Annotated in this window: 11 protein-coding genes; 3 read left to right on the top strand and 8 right to left on the bottom strand. The window is 64.7% G+C overall.

Annotated elements, in window-relative coordinates; all coding sequences use genetic code 11:
- Positions 1–27: 27 nt before the first annotated feature.
- The 3 genes from QQZ18_RS03460 to QQZ18_RS03450 all read right to left on the bottom strand — a co-directional run bounded on the left by QQZ18_RS03460 (position 28) and on the right by QQZ18_RS03450 (position 4400).
- Positions 28–1332: a dihydroorotase gene (locus QQZ18_RS03460; protein WP_446728594.1), complete on the bottom strand. Its 1305-nt coding sequence runs from the start codon at positions 1330–1332 to the stop codon at positions 28–30.
- The gene (locus QQZ18_RS03455; protein WP_284537906.1) at positions 1329–2297 is read right to left on the bottom strand and encodes an aspartate carbamoyltransferase catalytic subunit; all 969 of its coding nucleotides are present in this window, start codon (positions 2295–2297) and stop codon (positions 1329–1331) included. The genes QQZ18_RS03460 and QQZ18_RS03455 overlap by 4 nt, the downstream gene beginning before the upstream one ends.
- A gap of 156 nt (positions 2298–2453) precedes the next feature.
- A complete protein-coding gene (locus QQZ18_RS03450) occupies positions 2454–4400 on the bottom strand; it encodes a methyl-accepting chemotaxis protein (protein ID WP_284537904.1) in 1947 nt (648 codons plus the stop codon).
- A gap of 597 nt (positions 4401–4997) precedes the next feature.
- Here QQZ18_RS03450 and QQZ18_RS03445 point away from each other — a divergent pair.
- The gene (locus QQZ18_RS03445; protein WP_284537902.1) at positions 4998–6089 is read left to right on the top strand and encodes an AbrB family transcriptional regulator; all 1092 of its coding nucleotides are present in this window, start codon (positions 4998–5000) and stop codon (positions 6087–6089) included.
- On the opposite strand, the gene ppdK is transcribed toward QQZ18_RS03445, so the two are convergent.
- From ppdK to ygfZ, 4 genes are all read right to left on the bottom strand, one after another.
- On the bottom strand, positions 6058–8739 hold the full coding sequence (gene ppdK, locus QQZ18_RS03440) for a pyruvate, phosphate dikinase (RefSeq protein ID WP_284537900.1): 2682 nt from the start codon (positions 8737–8739) through the stop codon (positions 6058–6060). The two genes, QQZ18_RS03445 and ppdK, sit on opposite strands and share 32 nt — an antisense overlap.
- A 105-nt stretch (positions 8740–8844) precedes the next feature.
- The gene (locus QQZ18_RS03435) at positions 8845–9372 is read right to left on the bottom strand and encodes a tyrosine phosphatase family protein (RefSeq protein ID WP_284537898.1); all 528 of its coding nucleotides are present in this window, start codon (positions 9370–9372) and stop codon (positions 8845–8847) included.
- On the bottom strand, positions 9369–9989 hold the full coding sequence (locus QQZ18_RS03430) for an HD family hydrolase (RefSeq protein WP_284537896.1): 621 nt from the start codon (positions 9987–9989) through the stop codon (positions 9369–9371). The genes QQZ18_RS03435 and QQZ18_RS03430 overlap by 4 nt, the downstream gene beginning before the upstream one ends.
- Positions 9990–9994: 5 nt before the next feature.
- Positions 9995–10864, bottom strand: a complete 870-nt coding sequence (gene ygfZ, locus QQZ18_RS03425; RefSeq protein ID WP_284537894.1) for a CAF17-like 4Fe-4S cluster assembly/insertion protein YgfZ — start codon at positions 10862–10864, stop codon at positions 9995–9997.
- 244 nt (positions 10865–11108) lie between these two features.
- Here ygfZ and QQZ18_RS03420 point away from each other — a divergent pair, with 244 nt between their 5' ends.
- Complete coding sequence (locus QQZ18_RS03420) at positions 11109–14213, top strand: AsmA-like C-terminal region-containing protein (RefSeq protein WP_284537892.1); 3105 nt, start codon at positions 11109–11111, stop codon at positions 14211–14213.
- A 375-nt stretch (positions 14214–14588) separates the two neighbouring features.
- Complete coding sequence (locus QQZ18_RS03415) at positions 14589–17012, top strand: putative bifunctional diguanylate cyclase/phosphodiesterase (RefSeq protein WP_284537890.1); 2424 nt, start codon at positions 14589–14591, stop codon at positions 17010–17012.
- A 165-nt stretch (positions 17013–17177) separates the two neighbouring features.
- On the opposite strand, the gene tyrS is transcribed toward QQZ18_RS03415, so the two are convergent.
- Positions 17178–18431 (bottom strand): tyrosine--tRNA ligase, encoded by a 1254-nt coding sequence (gene tyrS, locus QQZ18_RS03410; RefSeq protein WP_284537888.1) that lies wholly within the window; start codon positions 18429–18431, stop codon positions 17178–17180.
- Positions 18432–18476 lie beyond the last annotated feature (45 nt).

Below are 18476 nucleotides of genomic sequence, written 5' to 3'. Positions count from 1 at the left end.
TACGGGGTGTGCGTCACTGCTTGGACCTCAGCGCTCGAACACCAGCGCGCCGCCGACATAGGTGCGGCGCACCCGCCCGGTGAACCGGGCGCCGTCGTAGGGCGTGTTCTTGGCCTTGGAGAGGATGTCCTTGGCGTTGAGCACCCAGGGCTCCTCCGGGTCGAACACGACGACATCGGCGGGCGCTCCCTTCCGCAGCGTTCCGGCGTCGAGGCCGGCGATTTCAGCCGGGCGCGTCGACATGGCATCGATCAGACGCAGGAGCGTCAGCGAGCCGTCATGCACCAGCCTGAGACCGGCCGACAGGAACGTTTCGAGGCCGATGGCACCGTCGGCGGCCTCCGCGAAGGGCAGGCGCTTGGTTTCGACATCCTGCGGATCGTGGTTGGAGACGATGACGTCGATGGCGCCGGTCTTCACGGCGTCGACGAGGGCGAGCCGATCGGCTTCGGCGCGCAGCGGCGGCGACAGCTTGAAGAAGGTGCGGTAGGCGCCGATGTCCATCTCGTTGAGGGTCAAGTGGGCGGCCGAGATGGAGGCGGTGGCGGCGATCCCCCGATCCTTGGCCCAGGCCATCAGTTCGGGCGACTCGGCGGTCGACAGCAGCGACGCGTGATAGCGGCCGCCGGCAAGGCGGGCGAGACGGAGGTCGCGGGCGAGCATGATGGTTTCGGCCTCGGCCGGAATGCCCTGCAGGCCGAGCCGTACGGCGGTCTCCGACAGGTTCATGACGGCGGAGCCCTTCAGCGTCGCGTCTTCCGGCCGATTGCAGACGAGTGCGCCGAAGTCCCGCGCATAGGTCAGCGCACGGCGCAAGACCTGAGCGTTGGCGATGGCGCCGCGCCCGGACGTGAAGCCGACGGCGCCGGCCTCGCCCAAAAGGCCGAACTCGGTGAGCTCGCTGCCAGCCTGGCCCTTGGTCAGCGCCGCCATGACGCGCACGCGCACCGCCGATGTTCGGCGAGCCCGCGTCGCCACGAAATCGACCAGGGCAGGGTCGTCGATGCAGGGATCGGTGTCCGGCATGGCGACGAGCGTGGTGATGCCGCCGGCGGCCGCCGCCCGACCGGCGGAGGCGAATGTCTCGCGGTGCTCGTGGCCGGGTTCGCCGACGTGGGCATGAAGATCGACGAGGCCGGGCGCGACGACGAGGCCCCGGCAGTCGACGACCTCGCTGTCCTCCGGCGCGCCGTTATTATTGACCGAGGGGCCGGCGGCGGCGATGCGGCCGTCGACCATCAGGACGGCGCCAGGGCCATCGATGCCTTGCGAGGGATCGACGACGCGGGCGTTTGCCAGCAGCAGCGGGCGGGTTTGGGCCATTCTGCTCATCGGAACGCCTCTCCGCCATTGCCGCGTGCATTCACGACCGCATCCAGCACCGCCATGCGGATGGCGACGCCCATCTCCACCTGCTCTCTGATGAGGCTTTGAGGGCCATCGGCGACGGCCGGATCGATCTCCACGCCCCGGTTCATCGGGCCGGGATGCATGACGAGGGCGTCGGGCTTGGCATAGGACAGCTTCTCCTCGTCGAGGCCCCAGTAGTGAAAGTATTCGCGCACCGACGGTACGAACGACCCCTGCATGCGCTCGCGCTGGAGACGCAGCATCATGACGATGTCGGCATCTCTCAGCCCCTCGCGCATCGAGGTGAAGGTTTCGAGGCCCATCTCGCGGAAGGCGCCTGGCACCAGGGTCGACGGTCCCACCAGGCGGACGCGGGCGCCAAGCGCGGTCAGCAGCAGCACGTTGGAACGGGCGACGCGGCTGTGGGCCACGTCGCCGCAGATGGCGACGACAAGGCCGTCGATGCGCTGCTTGTGGCGGCGGATGGTCAGAGCGTCGAGAAGGGCCTGGGTCGGGTGCTCGTGGCTGCCGTCACCGGCATTGACCACCGAGCAGTCGACCTTCTGGGCCAGCAGGGCCACCGCACCCGATGCATTGTGCCGCACGACGATGACGTCGGGGTTCATGGCGTTGAGCGTCATCGCAGTGTCGATCAGGGTCTCGCCCTTCTTCACCGACGATTGGCCGACCGCCATGTTCATCACGTCGGCGCCGAGCCTTTTGCCGGCCAGCTCGAAAGACGACTGCGTGCGCGTCGAGTTTTCGAAGAAGAGGTTGATCTGCGTGCGACCAAGAAGGCTGTCGCGCTTCTTGGAGGGTTGCCGGCCGAGTTCTATGTTGTCTTCGGCGCGATCGAGGAGGTCGACGATCTCCGGGGGGGAAAGGCCCTCGATCCCGAGGAGATGCGGGCGGCTGAATCCGTAGGGATTGGCGGCTTTCGTTGTCATAAGCCCCCCTGATAGAGGCGTTTTATGCCCTCGGCAAGGGTGCGAAATTCGAGTGAACAGGAGAATCCCCGTCATTGATCGCAGGGCTGCCTTGCTGAAGCAAAAAGCCCGACCGTTATGAGCGGCCGGGCTTAAGGTTCGTGAGAGGCAAATGCCTCAGGCGGCGTCGATCTCCGCAAGGAAGCGTTCCACCTTGCGGCCGAGATCGACCGAAGAGGCCTTCAGCGAGGTGACGGCGTCGAGCACCGTTCGCGCTTCGGCACGGGTGGTGGCCGCGCCGCTGCTGAGGTCCACGATGGTGCGCGACAGATCGCTGTTGCCGCGCGCCGCTTCCTGCATGTTGCGGGTGATCTCGCCGGTGGCGCCGGTCTGTTGGGTGACCGCCGACGTGATACTTGTCGAGACGGCGTTCACCTCCTCGATGATGGCGCCGATTTCCGAGATGGCGCTGACGGTGTTGTCGGACACCAGCTTGATCTCACTGATCTTGTGCGAGATGTCGTCGGTGGCCTTGGCCGTCTGGTTGGCGAGCGACTTCACTTCGGCGGCGACAACCGCGAATCCCTTGCCGGCCTCACCAGCGCGTGCCGCCTCGATCGTGGCGTTGAGGGCGAGCAGGTTGGTCTGCTCGGCGATGGCGGTGATCAGGCCGACCACCTGGTTGATCTGGTCGGTGGCGGCGAGCAACTGGCCGACGGTCTCGCGCGTCTCGTGCGCCGAGGTGCGCGCCTTGCCGGCGACGGCCTGCGATGCTCCGACCTGACGGGCGATCTCGTTGGTCGACGCTTCAAGTTCCTCGCAGGTGGCGGCGACGGAGCGAACATTGCCGGAGGCCTGCTCGGCCGCTGCCGCTGCCACGCCACTGCTGCGCTCGCTGCCCTCGGCGGTGGCCATCAGCTGCTGCGCCGAGGCTTCGAGACGCTGCGCCGCCTGCACCACGGCGCCAATTGTCGCGGTCGCTTCGGCACGGAAGTCTTCGATCAGGGATTCGGCGCGGGTGGCGCGCCGCTCGCGCTCTTCCATGGTTGCGCGCTGGTTCTGTTCGAGACGACCCCGCTCTTCGGCGTTGGCGCGGAACACGGCGACTGCGGCGGCCATCTGGCCTATCTCGTCCTGGCGCTCAAGACCGGGGATATCCGTTTGGAGATTGCCATCGGCCAGCGATCGCATGGCGGCCGTCATGGTGGTGATCGGTCGCGCGACCACCCGCCTCAGCACCAGCCCAAGCGCGAACAGCATCAAAGCGGTGGCTGCCAGGGTGGCAACGATAGCCGTGATCCGGAGCTTGTTGAGGCTGGCATAGGCCATGTCGCTGTCGAGGGCGATGCCGACGTACCACCTGGCCGGAACGCCGTCGATCGCCACGAAGTTGGCGACCTGGGCGCGACCGGCAAAGGCCGTGTTCAGCACAGCGTCGGCTAGCGGCGTGGACAGTCCACTGAAAGCGTCCGACAAGGGCTTGCCGATTAGGCTGGCGTCCGGATGAACCAGGATCTTGCCATCCGAGGACGCCAGGAAGGTCTGGCCGATACCGCCGAAGTTGGCGGCCTTGATGCGCTCGATCAGGGCATCGAGCGCGAAGTCGCCCCCGAACACCCCGGCGAACTTGCCGTTGGCCATGACGGGAACGCCGGCCGAAATGACCAGTTTCTTGGTGCCGTTGTCGAGATAGGGCTCGGTCAACTGCGTCGACATCGCCTTGGCCGGGTTGGTGTACCAGGGGCGTTGGCGCGGATCGAAACCCTTCGGAATTTCGGCCTTGGGCAGCACGGTGAAAGCGCCGCTCTCCTCGCCGAGATAGACCGAGAGGAATTCCGAGCTCAGCGTTTTCCCCTCCAGGATGAGATCCAGGCTGTTCCTGGAAGAGCCGATGGCGTCGGCGGCCTGTTCGGCGAGCAGCAGATGTCCCTGGAGCCAGTTGCCCGTGCCGGAGGCGACACTGGCTCCCGCCGTTGCAAGCGTGCGGGCGACGTTGTCCTCGAGATCCTGCTTCTCGAGCATGTAGATGGTGGTGGAGAACAGCGCGAAGCTGGCGACCACAATGAGCGAAGCGGTGAGAATGATGCGGTGCAGCAGCTTGCCGCGAATGTTGAGTAGGGTCATGTCGGCTCGACTCTTTGCAATGGGCTGCTAAGAGTTAGGTCTCAATAGATTTATGAATAGTAACCTTTTGGTTGCTCTCAGATTTACTTATCGAAGGGAACTTGTTCTACTGTAAGATCTGTTAGGTGATATGTAGATAGTTTATCTGATGCGCATGTTGCATAAGTTGCTCGGGCCGGGTTTCCCGTTTTGTTTTATTGCGGGTGTCGTTGCGCGTTTGTTGTTTTGTTACTCCCCGGCCAAAAGAAAAACCCGGCCGTCTGGGACGACCGGGCGCCAAATCTCGCGCCTGTCCGAAGGCTCAGGCGGCGTCGATCTCGGCGAGGAAGCGCTCGACCTTGTGGCCGAGATCGACCGACCACCTAGTTGATCTGGTCGGTGGCGGCGAGCAACTGGCCGACGGTCTCATGAGCCGAGGTGCGCGCCTTGCTGGCGACACTTGGGTTGCGGAACCGTGCGGCGATCGGGTCGTCCGCAGGGCTGTCATTCGAAAACACCTCTGGCCGAGAGCCTTGCCGAGGGTGTAGCGCTAACCGGCCGGACACTTTCCCGTTCAGGCTGCGGCCAGCCGCGATCCTTCCATGATCGGTGTTGTCGATGTTCCTCCCGCCGCCGGGCTCCGGCTTCCGCGCCAATGCGATCCGTTGGGCCATACTGCTCTCGGTGTCGGTGGCGGTCAGCCTGGCCTTCGAGATGGCCCACCTGCCGGCGGCGCTGTTGCTCGGCCCGATGCTCGCGGCGATCCTGCTGGGTATCAATGATCGGGCCGTTGCGATGCCCCGGTCCGCCTTCATGATGGCTCAGGGCGTTGTCGGCACGATGATGGCGCGGGCGATGCCTCCAAACGTGCTGGGCGAGATCCTCTCGGCCTGGCCGGTCATTCTGATCGGCGTGGTGTCGGTGGTGCTGACGGCCAATGTGATCGGCTACGCGCTCGCCCGTTTTCGCGTGCTCCCCGGCACGACCGCCGTCTGGGGCGCTTCGCCGGGGGCGGCCACGGCCATGGTGATCATGGCCGAAGCCTATGGCGGCGACACGCGGCTTGTGGCGGTCATGCAATATCTGCGCGTGCTGATCGTCGCCACGATGGCCTCGCTGGCCGCGCGTCTCTATCTCGACACGACGCTTACCGGTGGTACGGCGGCCGACTGGTTTCCGTCGGTTCATTGGGTGAACTTCGCCGGCACTCTGGCGGTCATCGCCGCCGGGCTCGTCCTGTCGCGCGTCTTCAAGCTGACGACCGGCGCCATGATCCTGCCGATGCTGTTCGCCATCGGCCTGCAGGGCACCGGCCTGCTCACCGTCGAGTTGCCGCCGGCGCTGCTCGCGATTTCCTATGCGGTCTGCGGTTGGGCGATCGGAAGCCGCTTCAACAGGGAGATCATCGCCTACGCGGCAAGAGCGTTGCCGACCATTCTTCTGGCCATCGTGACGCTCGTTGCCATTTGCGCCGTCTATGCGGTTGTCCTGGCGTCCGCGACCGGCGTCGACTTCCTGACGGCCTATCTCGCCACATCGCCCGGCGGTGCCGACTCGGTCGCCATCATCGCCGCTTCGAGCAATGTCGACATGTCCTTCGTCATGGCCATGCAGACCATGCGCTTCTTCATGGTGCTGTTCACCGGGCCGGCGACGGCGCGCTTCATCGCGGGCCGCGTCAGTCGTCGAGATGGTCCTTTCGCCCGATGATCACGGCCCGTGCCGCCGCGAGGCGGGCAATCGGCATGCGGAAGGGCGAACAGGATACGTAGGCGAGGCCGGCTTCCTCGCAGAAGGCGATGGAGGCCGGGTCGCCACCGTGCTCGCCGCACATGCCGAGACCGATGTCCGGACGCGACTTCCGCCCGCGCTCGATGGCGATGCGGATCAGTTCGCCGACGCCGTCGCGATCGATGCTGACGAAGGGGTCGCGGGCAAGCACGCCCTTCTGCAGATAGGTCGGCAAGAAGGACGCGGCGTCGTCGCGACTGATGCCGAATGTGGTCTGCGTGAGGTCGTTGGTGCCGAAGGAGAAGAAGGCCGCCGATTGAGCGATGTCCTCGGCCATCAGCGCGGCGCGCGGCAGCTCGATCATCGTTCCGACCTTGTAATTCACCGGTCGCCCGACCGTCTCCGACACTTCGACGGCAGTACGGGCGATGATCGCCTTGACGTAGTCGAGTTCCTTGCGGGCGGCGACGAGCGGCACCATAATTTCCGGAACGACCGGCTTGCCGAGCTTGTCGGATGCGGCAATGGCGGCCTCGAATATGGCACGGGCCTGCACCTCGGCGATCTCCGGGAAGGAGACGGCGAGGCGGCAGCCACGATGGCCGAGCATCGGGTTGTACTCTTCCAGATTGGCGATGCGGCGGCGCAGCACGTCCGGCGCCACGCCAGCCGTCTCGGCCAGCTCCGCAACTTCCCGTTCGGTGCGGGGCAGGAACTCGTGCAAGGGCGGATCGAGCAGCCGAATGCAGACCGGCTGCCCTTCCATGATCTCGAAAAGCTCGGCAAAATCCTGTCGTTGCATCGGCAGGATCTTTTCAAGCGCCGCCCGGCGGCTCTCTGGCGTCTCGGCGAGGATCATCTCGCGCACGGCGGAAATGCGCGAGTTCTCGAAGAACATGTGTTCGGTGCGGCAGAGGCCGATGCCCTGGGCGCCGAACTGGCGGGCGATGCGCGCTTCGAGCGGTGTTTCGGCGTTGGCGCGCACTTCGAGACGGCGGACGGCGTCGGCCCAGGCCATGATCTCGGCGAAGGGACCGGACAGTTCGGGCTCCTTCATCGGCACGCGGCCGGCCATGACCTGTCCGGACGAGCCATCGATGGTGATGACGTCGCCGGCCCTAAGCTCGCGCTTGCCGACGGTCACGATGCCCTTCACCGGGTCGGCCTTGAGGGCGCTGACACCGACCACGCAGGGCTTGCCGAGGCCGCGGGCGATGACGGCGGCGTGCGAGGTCATGCCGCCACGCGCGGTGACGACGCCGACTGCCGAATGCATGCCGTGCACGTCGTCGGGGCTGGTCTCCGCCCGCACCAGGATGACCTTGATGCCGCGCTGACGGGCCTTCTCGGCCTGTTCGGAGTTGAAGGCGATCTCGCCGACGGCGGCGCCGGGGGAGGCGGGAAGGCCGGTGGCGAGAATGTCGCGCGGCGCGTCCGCCTCGATGGTCGGGTGCAGAAGTTGCTCCAACGACGAGGGGTCGATGCGCTCGATCGCCTCCTCGCGGGTGATCAAGCCCTCGTTGGCCATGTCGACGGCGACCCTGAGCGCCGCCTCGACGGTCCTGCGGCCGGACCGGGTCTGTAGCATCCACAATTTGCCGCGTTCGATGGTGAACTCGAGATCCTGGATGTCCTTGAAGTGGCGCTCGAGCTTTTGGCAGTAGCCGATGAACTCGCGATAGGTGTCGGGCATCAGCTCTTCGAGGGAAGGCCGATCGGAGCGGCTGGCGAGGCGGGCCGCCTCGGTAATGTCCTGCGGCGTCCTGAGGCCGGTCACCACTTCCTCGCCCTGAGCGTTGAGCAGGAACTCGCCGTAGAGCTGGCGTTCGCCGGTCGAGGGGTTGCGCGTGAAGGCGACGCCGGTTGCCGAGCGCTCGTCCATGTTGCCGAACACCATGGCCTGGACGTTGACGGCGGTACCGGAGTTCGAGGAAATGCCGTGCAGCTTGCGGAAGGTGGCGGCACGCCTGTTGCTCCAGGAGCCGAACACCGCGCCGATGGCGCCCCAGAGCTGTTCCAACGGGTCGAGCGGGAAAGGCTTGCCGGTCTCGTCGGCGACCAGATCCTTGAAGCTGGCGATGACCTTGCGCCATTCGTCGGCGGTCAGCTCGGTGTCGTTGAAATGGCCTTCGCGTTCCTTGAGATCGTCGAGGATTTCCTCGAAGGCCTGGCTGTCGACGCCCATTACCACGTCGCCGAACATCTGGATGAAGCGGCGGTAGCTGTCGAGCGCGAAGCGGGCGTCGCCGGATTCGGCCGCCAGCGCCTCGACGGTGACGTCGTTGAGGCCGAGGTTGAGCACCGTGTCCATCATGCCGGGCATGGCGGCCAGCGCGCCGGAGCGGACCGATACCAGAAGCGGCCGCTCGGGATCGCCGAATGTACGCCCCGTGCGCCGGCTGAGAAGACCCAGCGCCGCGTTCACCTGACGCTCCAGATCGAGCGGATAGTGGTGATCGTTGGCGTAATAGTGCCGGCAGACCTCGGTGGTGATGGTGAAGCCGGGCGGGACGGGCAGGCCGAGACTGGCCATTTCCGCGAGGTTGGCGCCCTTGGTCCCGAGAAGGTGGCGAAGCCGGATGCCGCCGTCCGCCACGCCGTCACCGAAGCTATAAACCCACGTCGGCATGGTGCCGCTTTCCAGTTGCGTGTCGCGAGTATCCATGAACTGCCTATAACACGGAAAACCGGGGCGCGCGTCCGTTGAGACGCTCAATCGTTTCGCCGGAGCGGCCTACGGTGCCGCCTCGATTTCAAGGGCGAAAGGCGTGCCCTCGAAGGCGTCGGCGCCGCGCCCGATGGCGTCGATCGCGGCCACCATCCGGCCATCGCGGCCGAGCAGACGGTCGGCGATCTCGACGATGCGGCGGTTGGGGGTGGCCGAGGGTGCCCTCTGGCGCAGCAAGGCGGCGAGGGTGGCCTCGTCGCGCCAGGGATTGAGCGCGGAGACCAGCGTGTAGGCGGCGGCGGTAGAGCGGGAGATGCCGGCGAAGCAGTGAACGACGAGGGGCGTGGTCCGGTCCCAATCCTTCACCCATTCCAGCATCTGCGCGACGTGGATCTCTCCGGGCGGCGTCATGCCGTCGACCGTCTCGACGATGTCGTGCATGGCGAGAAAAAGATGGTTCTGGTGGCTGATCGTCACCGGCAGGCGCATGGGCGTGCCGGCGTTGATCAGCGTGATGACATGGCGGGCACCGGTGAGCGCCACCGTCTCCTCAAGCTTGGTGAGAGAGCAGACGTGGATGGTCGTTGCGGTCATCGCTGGCTTTCGAGTTGTTGGAAGCGGTTGAGGAAGGCCTCCTCCGCCGAGACGGTCGGCAGCGGGTCGAGGCCGAGCGTCGGCCCGGCCGGTGTCTGGCGGCCGATGCCGCGCGGCACACCGAAGATGCGCTTGGCTTCCTCGGCGGTGAAGCCGGCAAGTTCCACCGCCTCGAAATAGGCCGAGATGAGATCGGCTTTCTTGGCGAGCTTCTTCAGCCGGTCGGTATCGTATTTCTCAAGCCCGAAGCGACGATGAATGGCGTCGGCAAGACGCTTCTCGACGGTCTTGTAGTCGCCGCCCATCACCGCCTTGAACGGCGAGATCATGTCGCCGATCACATACTCCGGGGCGTCGTGCAGCAAGACGACGAGGCGCTGGCAGACGGTCAGCTCCGGCTCCAGCAGGCCGGCGATATCCTCGACGACAAGGCAGTGCTGGGCCACGGAGAACGCGTGGTCTCCGAAGGTCTGGCCGTTCCAGCGGGCGACGCGGGCAAGGCCGTGGGCGATGTCGGTTATCTCGACGTCGAGCGGGGATGGATCGAGAAGATCGAGCCGCCGTCCCGACAGCATGCGCTGCCATGCACGGGTTGGAGAGCCGGCTTTATCGGCCATGTATGTCAGTCGTCCGGTTTGGATGCGTCGGGCTTTTGAGTGTCCGGCCAGCCGTAGTCGGCCCAGGCCGGAAGCGCAACCGAAACCGGCCGGCCGTCCACGGTGATGGCCTCGTCCGACGTCTGCGCGTCCCGGACCCGGTCGAGTCTCAGAATGGCAACTCCTCGCTTGCCGCTCGCCGAGCCGAGGTACCCGGCGACGCGGCCGCCGATCAGGATTTCCGCGCCCACCGGCGGCAGCTCCTCGTCGGTCGACAGCACGACGGGCCGACGGCGAGCGGTGCCGCGATAGCGCATTCGGCTGACAATCTCCTGACCCACGTAGCACCCCTTGTCGAAGTCGATACCGTTGAGGCTGTCCATGGCAAGATCGTGGGGGAAGGCGTCGAGAAGCGGCAGGTCGGCGCCGGCCTCCGGGATGCCGAGCGCGACGCGATGCGCCTGCCAGACGGCTTCGTCGGCATTGGTGGCGATGGCTCCCTCGGCCGCGTAGAGGCGCCAGCCGAGATCTGGATGGCGCGGATCGACGGCAACGAGGCCGGCAGCCGGCGGCGTGCCGCGGCCGGCGTAGACGACGAGCGGCGAAGCGTCGATCGTCACGTCGGCACGAAGCTTGAACATCGTCAGGCGCTTTCGAAGATCGGCGGCGCCGGCTGCCGGGGTATCGAGCAGAAATCCGCCATTATCCTGCCGGACAACCAGAAAATCCGAGATGATCTTGCCTTGTGGAGTCAGAAGCGCACCGAAGGCAGCGCTTCGTCCGTCGGCGGCCTCGGTGTTCTGTGTGATCATCCGGTCGAGAAAAGCGGAGGCCTCTGGACCGGTGACGTCAACGAGGCTACGGCTTTCGAGGCGGCATAGGAAGGAATCGGACATCGGATCTTTCCGGGGCGCGGCGGCGCGTGATCGCTACGTAGTTTCCGATTGGTAGCCGGCTGCCGGGGGCGAGGCAAGCCTGCAGCCGTCATCGATGAAGTTTACGGCCGTTCCGGCGTTGCGCTGGTCAGGCTTGTTCAGGGAGGACGCCGACATAGCGGGGATCGGCAGCGACGGACAAAAACCGAAGCGGCGAACGCGCTGGTGGGTACGTGCCCTCCGGTTCGCTGTGATTCTGTTCGTCTTGGCCGGGGTTGCCGGCGCGTTCCTCGTTTGGCGTTTGTCGCAAGGACCGCTTTTCCTGCCGTTTCTCGCCAGCCGGATCGGGGCGGCCGTCACCGCTGCGGTGCCAGACGTCCGTATCGACGTCGGCCTTGCCGGCATCGAACTCGGCGACGATCTCAATCCCGAATTGATCGTCCGCGACATTCGGCTCGAACGCCCGAACGATATCGTGGTTTCGATCAATGAGATGCGTATTACCGGCCGATGGCCGAGGCCGACCGCCAGCGAGATTCCCCTCGACGGCGTGGTGTTGGACCACGTTCTGGTCAGCGATATCGGTCCTCAGACGAATCTGCCGCCGATCGACAGGGTGATTCTGGCCGTGCGGCGGGCGATCGCCGAAAATGGCCTTCGTTTCTTCGAGATCCGCTCCTTCGGCTTCGGTGTCGAGCGGCCGGGGAAAGCGCGGCGCGACATCGTGTCCGACGTCTCGGTGACCGGCAGCGTCCGGGAGGGCCGCTCCGTCGAGGCACAGGCGATCGGTCTCGGAGCGAACGGTGCCGTGTCGCTGCGTCTCACGTCCGACTTGTCGCCGCCCGACAATCCCCTTGTCGTCAAGCTTGAGACGCGTGGCTTCGATCTGGCCGACATCGCTTCGACGACGGGTCGAGACGATCTCGATCTGTCCGGTTCGATCAGCCTGTCCGGTGCGGTCACCGTGGGGGCACAAGGGGGGATCGCGGCCGCCGGCTGGCAGGTGGTGCTCGGTTCGTCGCTTCGTTTCGGCGACACCGAGCTGGATGCCCTTGCGGGTCCGGTCCGCCTTGACTTCGAATGGAACGCCGACAAGCAGCAGATATCGCTCAACCCGTCGCCCGTCGTACTGAGCAGCGGTTATCTGCTCGCCCACGGTGAAGTCGTCCCACCTCGGCAGGACAAGCTCTGGACCTTCGATCTCAAGTTCGAAGGGCAGGATATATTGAGCGGCATAAGGACCAGCGATGGGAGGATCGCCGGCAGCTACGATCAGGCTTCCGCGCTGCTCGTCATGGACGACATGCATGTCGAAGGCGCCGGCATCAGCTTCACCGCGGCCGCGCGCGCGTCGCATCGGGACGGCGGCACCTTCGCCGTTCTGTCGGGCGTATCGCCACGCCTGCCCGCCGCCGCCCTCAAGGCTCTCTGGCCGGTCACGCTCGCTCCCGACGTCCGCGACTGGGTCGGCACCCATATCCACTCCGGCCAGATCTCCAACGCGACGGTCGACCTCGCGATGCGAGGCGATGCAAAGGCGGGCGGCGGCATCATCGCGCCGGAAGCGGCGCTGGCCTTTGATTTCTCCGAAGCGTCGTTCACGCCCTTCGAAGACGCCCCGTTGATCCGCGACGCGGTCGGGCACGGCAAGCTGTCGGGCAATCGCTTCGAGATCACCGTCGACAGCGGATGGGTCGATCTGGGGGCGGGGCGGCGGCTCGACATGGGGGAGTCGACATTCGTGGTGCCGGTCGTGGATGCCAAGGTGCCGGATGGAGAGGTCGCCTTGCGCCTTTCCGGCTCGGCCTCGGCCGGTGTCGCCCTCTGGAATCGCCTGCCACTGGCCGAGGATGCCGATTTTTCGCCCGATCCGGCCAAGGCCGCCGGCGACCTGACGGCCGACCTTTCGATTCGCCTGCCGCTTGCCGAAGAGATTGCCGATACCGACATCGTCTATGGTGGCCGGATCGATCTGGCCGGCTTCACGCCCGGCGCGCCGATCAACGGTCGCTCGGTGACGCGTGGCAACCTTGGGATCGAACTCCGCGACGGCGCCGCGCATCTGAGCGGAAAAGCGCTGATCGACGGCGCACCGGCAGACGTGTTTCTGACGTTGCCGCTGTCGGGCGATGGCGAGACGAAGTCGGTCGTGAAGCTCGATCTCGACGCCGCCGCGGCCAAGAGCTACGGGCTCGACCTCGGAGACATGCTCGACGGCAGCGTTTCGGTGGAAATGACCGATACCGGCGTGTCGCGCCGGGTATCGGTCAACCTGGCCAAGGCGGAGATCAGTCTGCCGCTGGTCGGTTTCCGCAAGCCGGCCGGCAAACCCGGCACGCTGGTGTTCGATCTGGTGACCGGCTCGTCGGGTACGAGCATCAACAATATCGCTTTGAAGGCCGGTTCGGCCGAGGTGGAGGGGCAGATCAGCCTCGATGGCGACGGCGATTTCGTCGGTGCCAATCTCAGCAAGTTCAACTTCTCGCCAGCCGACCGCCTGACCCTGAAGGCCTCGACCGGCGCCAATGGCCTCAAGGTCGCGGTGAGCGGATCGCGTCTCGATGCGCGCGCATTGGTCGGCAGCCTTCTGCGCCGAACGACCGGAACCGGCATTCCCGGCGACATGGTTCTGACCTTGTCGGCTGCCGTCGCCAACGTGACCGGTGAAGGCGGCGAGCAGCTCGACGGGCTCAACCTCACGGCCGCCATCGCCGCAGGGCGGATCAACGAGTTGTCGCTGACGGTGCAAACGTCCGGCGGGGGCTCTGCGTCCGCAACGGTGCGACCGGATGCGGCCGGACGGAAGATCAAGGTGGAAGCCGGCGAGGTGGGCCGCCTCCTGCGCTTCCTCGGCGTCTACAGGCGCGTCTACGGTGGGCGGGCGACGCTCGTGGGCGCCATCGACGACAGTGGCATTCTGGCGGCACGAATCGACGGCAATCGCTGGAAGGTGGTGGAGGAGCCGGCGCTGGCGCAGCTCTCGACCGCTTCGCGAGATGGCCCAACCGAAGGGCTTTCGACGACGGACATCAGCCGGCTGGTCTTCGATCTCAGGTTCGGCAACGGCATGCTGTCGATCGGCGAGGGATTCATCCGGACCGGAACGGCCGGGCTCACCATGGCCGGCGACGTCGATTTCTCCAAGAATGCCCTGCGCCTTGCCGGCAGCTATCTGCCGGCCAACCAGCTCGACAGCGTGTTGGCGTCCATTCCGTTGCTCGGGCAGACGATCTTCGCTGGCGGCGGGCGTTCGGGTCTTCTGGGCGTCTCCTATCGCCTCAGCGGACCGATCGACGCGCCCTCGCTGTCGGTCAATCCGCTGTCGGCCATCGCACCGGGCATCTTCCGCCGCCTGTTCGAGCTGAAATGACGGCGACCGGATGAAGGGCCGGCGCGGGCCCCTCAGGCTCGCTTTGGCCGTTCATCTCCTCCATCGGCCGATTTCGATCGAGTGGTTTCGACGCAGGGCGCCGCCGCTAGACTTTCTGATAGTCGGCACCGCCAATAGTCCGGATGAGAACGCATGCGCCTGATGCTAAGCTTCCCATCATCGTTTCGATGCCGACGGGGAGGCGAGCGGGACATTCCCATGCTTCGGGGGCATCATTCGATCATGAAGGAACGGGGTGCGACCCTGCCGATCCCCTGAGGACGCTCGGATCGGAAGGATACCTGCGAACGCTCGGACGGGGTCGAACATGGCGCGGCATATCGTGCTGAGTGACCCAACCACGGATTGGCTATCATGTTCGTTCTGCTGATTTTTCAGATAGCCGCCTTCTCCATGTTCCCGCTTTATTTCACAACGCTTTCAGGTCCGATACGGCAGGTCCATTTCTACGTCTACATATCCCTCGTTCTGCTGATCGGTGGCTTCTGGGGCAACATCTACTCTCTCCAGATTGCCGATGGCATCGTCGTATCCGGCGGAAATCTGTGCTACGGCGCCTTCATGATGACGGCCGTGATGTTCGTCTGGATAGAGAGAAATGCTTTCATCCTGCGTCACCTGGTTCGGCTGGTCTTCGTCGTCGACCTCTTCAACATCGTCATTTCCTTCCTGACGCAGTCGATCCTGAAGGCGGACGGCGTCGTCAACCCATACAACGTTCCCCCGGCGTTGTTTGAGGTCTCGACGGCTTTGATCGCGCTCGGGGGCGTTCTTATCGTCGCCGAGCTTCTGCTGCTTCTGTACATCTTCGAACTGACGAAGAAGAGAAAACCGCCGCTTCCCGTCACCGCTGCGATCTATATTTTCTCCTTCATCCTCGTCCTTGTGCTGGACGGCATTGCATTTCCCTTCATCGCCTTCGGAATCAATGCTCAGATCGCCGCGATCGTCTTCGGAGGTCTTGCGGGAAAGGTCCTGATAGCCGCTGCCTTTGGCGTTCCGCTGGCGCTGTTCGTGGTTTGGAAGCGACAGGCATTCGCCGACTATCTCGAAGCCGACACGGTTCGCTGGCGCCTTTTGGCGTCCAGCAGCGCCGCGTTGATCAAGGAGATGGCGCGTAAGGATCGGGACGTCCGGCGCGGCGACGTCGTTTTCAAGAACTCGACGGAGGGGCTCGCCATCGTCGACCACGCAGGCTCCATGCTGAAGGCCAACGCGGCCTTCGAGCGGATGCTGGGTGTCGGCGGCGGCCAGGATGGTCGCCACACCGGCCTGAAGGACGCATTCCGGAGCGATGGCAAGCCGGTGGTTCTTCCGGACGGCCTGAAGGACACATGGCGCCGCGAGGTCATGTTTGGGCCGGACGGAAGCCGGCCCGGCATCCTGTCGATAACGCCCGCCGGGGAGGACGCGGAGGGTGGGGAAACCTATGTCTATTCGCTGATCGACATCTCCGAGCAGAAGAATGCGCAGGAAAGACTGGAGTATCTCGCCTCGCGCGACCAACTGACCGGTTTGGTCAACCGCCGCGCCCTCGATCAACGTCTTGCGGGGCTGCGTGACGTTCCCTTTGCCCTCATCATCGTCGATCTCGATCACTTCAAGGACGTCAACGACAGTTACGGGCATGGTGCCGGCGATCGCGTTTTGCAGACCGTTGCCAGCCGCCTCGATGCCATTCGGCGCGACCACCTGAAACCGGATGATATCCTCTGCCGGATCGGCGGAGACGAGTTCGCGCTTCTCATCCATTCCGGCGACGGCGGCTTCATCGAAAGCATCATCGAGAAGATTCAGCGGGCCCTCGGGCAAACCGTCCGCATCGACGATGGACTGGAAGTGTTTTCCTCGGCGACGTTCGGCGTGAGCTACAAGCCACAGGATGGGGACCGCGACGCGCTTCTGGAGGCGGATGCGGCCCTCTACGAGGCGAAGCGCAACCGGCGAGGTTCGGTCGGTGTCTACGAGGACAGGCTGACCGCCGAGAGCCAGAAGAAGATGAAGCTGGGCGTGAAACTGAAAAACGCTTTGGCGAACAACGTACTCGAAGTTCACTATCAGCCGCAGTTCGATGCCGTCAGTCATCGATTGTGCGGCGTCGAGGCCCTCGCACGATGGACGGATCCGGACCTCGGCGTTGTGCCGCCGTGCGATTTCATTCCGGTGGCGGAGGGAACCAGCCTCATCGAAGCCGTCGGCGAGTATGTTCTCGAAAGGGCCTGTCGCGACGGGCAGGAGTGGCTTGAGAGTGGCTATGCGCCCATCACCGTGTCGGTGAACATATCGGCCAGCCAGGTTCGGTTCGGCAGTTTCATATCCGTTCTGTCGAAGACATTGGCCGAGACCGGGTTCCCTGCCCACAATCTCCAAATCGAAATAACGGAATCGTCCTACATCGAGCGCGAGAACGAGGTCACTCCCATTCTCAATGAATTGAAGGACATGGGGATCAGTATCGCGATCGACGACTTCGGTACCGGGTACTCTTCGTTTTCCTATCTGAGGGAGATGCCGTGGGACTGCATCAAGATCGATCGCAGCTTCATCACCGGCATTCCTCGCGACGCCCAACAGTGTGGATTGGTCTCGACGATCATCAAGCTCGCGGAGGTGATGTCGTTCAAGGTGGTGGCGGAAGGCGTGGAGACCCGGGAGCAGCTGGATTCCCTGACCGATTGGGGCTGCGATCTGATCCAGGGCTATTACTTCTCAAGGCCCCTTCCGAAGACAGGCCTTGTTTCCATGTTGCCGCGCCGTAGCGAGACCGTCGCTCTTTAGGGAGTCATCCGACCTGTGTGGCACACGGACCGGAAAGGTGACGCTGGGCCACAAGACGTTGGAGCGCCGATCCGGTTTAATCGGATCGGCGCTCCAAGGCGTTTGTTCGGCGCGCGTCGGCTAAGAGCCGGGGGCGCTTGATGCGTCGGCGACTGCTCTTGCCGATCAGACCGGCTTCAACAGGATGTGCTTCTTCTTGCCGAGCGACAGCTTGATGACGCCGTCGTCGTTGAGGCTCTGGAGCGACAGGACCTCCTTGGGATCGGTGACCGCGCGGTCGTTGACCTTGAGGCCGCCGCCCTGGGCCGAACGGCGGGCATCGCCATTGGATGCGGCGAGGCCGGCCTGCACGAAGGCAGTGAGTACGCCGACGCCGGCTTCAAGATCGGCCTTCGGCACTTCGACGGTCGGCAGGTCGTCGGTGTGGACGCCTTCCTCGAAGGTCAGGCGCGCGGTTTCGGCGGCCGCTTCGGCTGCTTCCCGGCCATGGACGACGGCGGTCGCCTCGGTGGCGAGGATCTTCTTGGCCTCGTTGATCTCGGCTCCACCGAGTGCGCCGAGCCGGGCGATCTCGGAAAGCGGCAGACGGGTGAAGATCTTCAGGAAGCGGACGACGTCGGCATCCTCGGTGTTGCGGAAATACTGCCAGAAGTCATAGGGGCTGAAGAGGTCGCCGTTGAGCCAGACGGCGCCATTGGCGGTCTTGCCCATCTTCTGGCCTGACGAGGTGGTCAGAAGCGGCGTCGTCAGCGCGTAGAGCTGCGGGCCGTTCATGCGGTGGCTGAGATCGACGCCGTTGACGATGTTGCCCCACTGATCGGAGCCGCCCATCTGAAGGACGGTGCCGTAGCGGCGGTTGAGCTCGACGAAGTCGTAGCCCTGCATGATCATGTAGTTGAATTCGAGGAAGGACAGCGACTGCTCGCGGTCGAGGCGCAGTTTGACGCTGTCGAAGGACAGCATGCGGTTGACCGAGAAGAAGCGGCCGACGTCGCGCAGGAACTCGACGTAGTTGAGCTTCATCAGCCAGTCGGCATTGTTGGCCATGATGGCGTCGGTCGGGCCGTCGCCATAGCGCAGGATGCGCGAGTAGACCTTCTTGATGCTCTCGATGTTGTTGGCGATCGTTTCCGGCGTCAGCAGCTTGCGCTGGTCATCACGGAAGGAGGGGTCGCCCACCATCGATGTACCGCCGCCCATCAGGCTGATCGGCCGGTGGCCGGTCTCCTGCAGCCAATAGAGCATGGTAACGGTGATGAGGTTGCCGATGTGGATGGAGGTGGCAGTGGCGTCATAGCCCACATAGGCGGTGATCGGACCCTTCATGCACGCCGCGTCGAGCCCTTCGGGGTCCGAGATCTGGTGGATGAAACCGCGCTCGTCGAGCGTGCGCAGGAAATCCGACTTGTAGCCGCTCATCTTTCTGTACCTTTGGTTTGTCCACGGACCCGAATTGACGTATCA

Origin of the sequence: Pleomorphomonas sp. T1.2MG-36 (genome assembly GCF_950100655.1) — a bacterium.
Classification (GTDB): domain Bacteria; phylum Pseudomonadota; class Alphaproteobacteria; order Rhizobiales; family Pleomorphomonadaceae; genus Pleomorphomonas.
Note: the sequence above shows the minus strand (reverse complement) of the source record. Positions and strands in the feature narration are given on the sequence as shown.

Excerpts from the sequence above, each read along its gene's own strand:
- QQZ18_RS03460 (WP_446728594.1), bottom strand. The coding sequence starts at position 1,332 with ATGAGCAGAATGGCCCAAACCCGCCCGCTGCTGCTGGCAAACGCCCGC.
- QQZ18_RS03455 (WP_284537906.1), bottom strand. The coding sequence starts at position 2,297 with ATGACAACGAAAGCCGCCAATCCCTACGGATTCAGCCGCCCGCATCTC.
- QQZ18_RS03450 (WP_284537904.1), bottom strand. The coding sequence starts at position 4,400 with ATGACCCTACTCAACATTCGCGGCAAGCTGCTGCACCGCATCATTCTC.
- QQZ18_RS03445 (WP_284537902.1), top strand. The coding sequence starts at position 4,998 with ATGTTCCTCCCGCCGCCGGGCTCCGGCTTCCGCGCCAATGCGATCCGT.
- ppdK (WP_284537900.1), bottom strand. The coding sequence starts at position 8,739 with ATGCCGACGTGGGTTTATAGCTTCGGTGACGGCGTGGCGGACGGCGGC.
- QQZ18_RS03435 (WP_284537898.1), bottom strand. The coding sequence starts at position 9,372 with ATGACCGCAACGACCATCCACGTCTGCTCTCTCACCAAGCTTGAGGAG.
- QQZ18_RS03430 (WP_284537896.1), bottom strand. The coding sequence starts at position 9,989 with ATGGCCGATAAAGCCGGCTCTCCAACCCGTGCATGGCAGCGCATGCTG.
- ygfZ (WP_284537894.1), bottom strand. The coding sequence starts at position 10,864 with ATGTCCGATTCCTTCCTATGCCGCCTCGAAAGCCGTAGCCTCGTTGAC.
- QQZ18_RS03415 (WP_284537890.1), top strand. The coding sequence starts at position 14,589 with ATGTTCGTTCTGCTGATTTTTCAGATAGCCGCCTTCTCCATGTTCCCG.
- tyrS (WP_284537888.1), bottom strand. The coding sequence starts at position 18,431 with ATGAGCGGCTACAAGTCGGATTTCCTGCGCACGCTCGACGAGCGCGGT.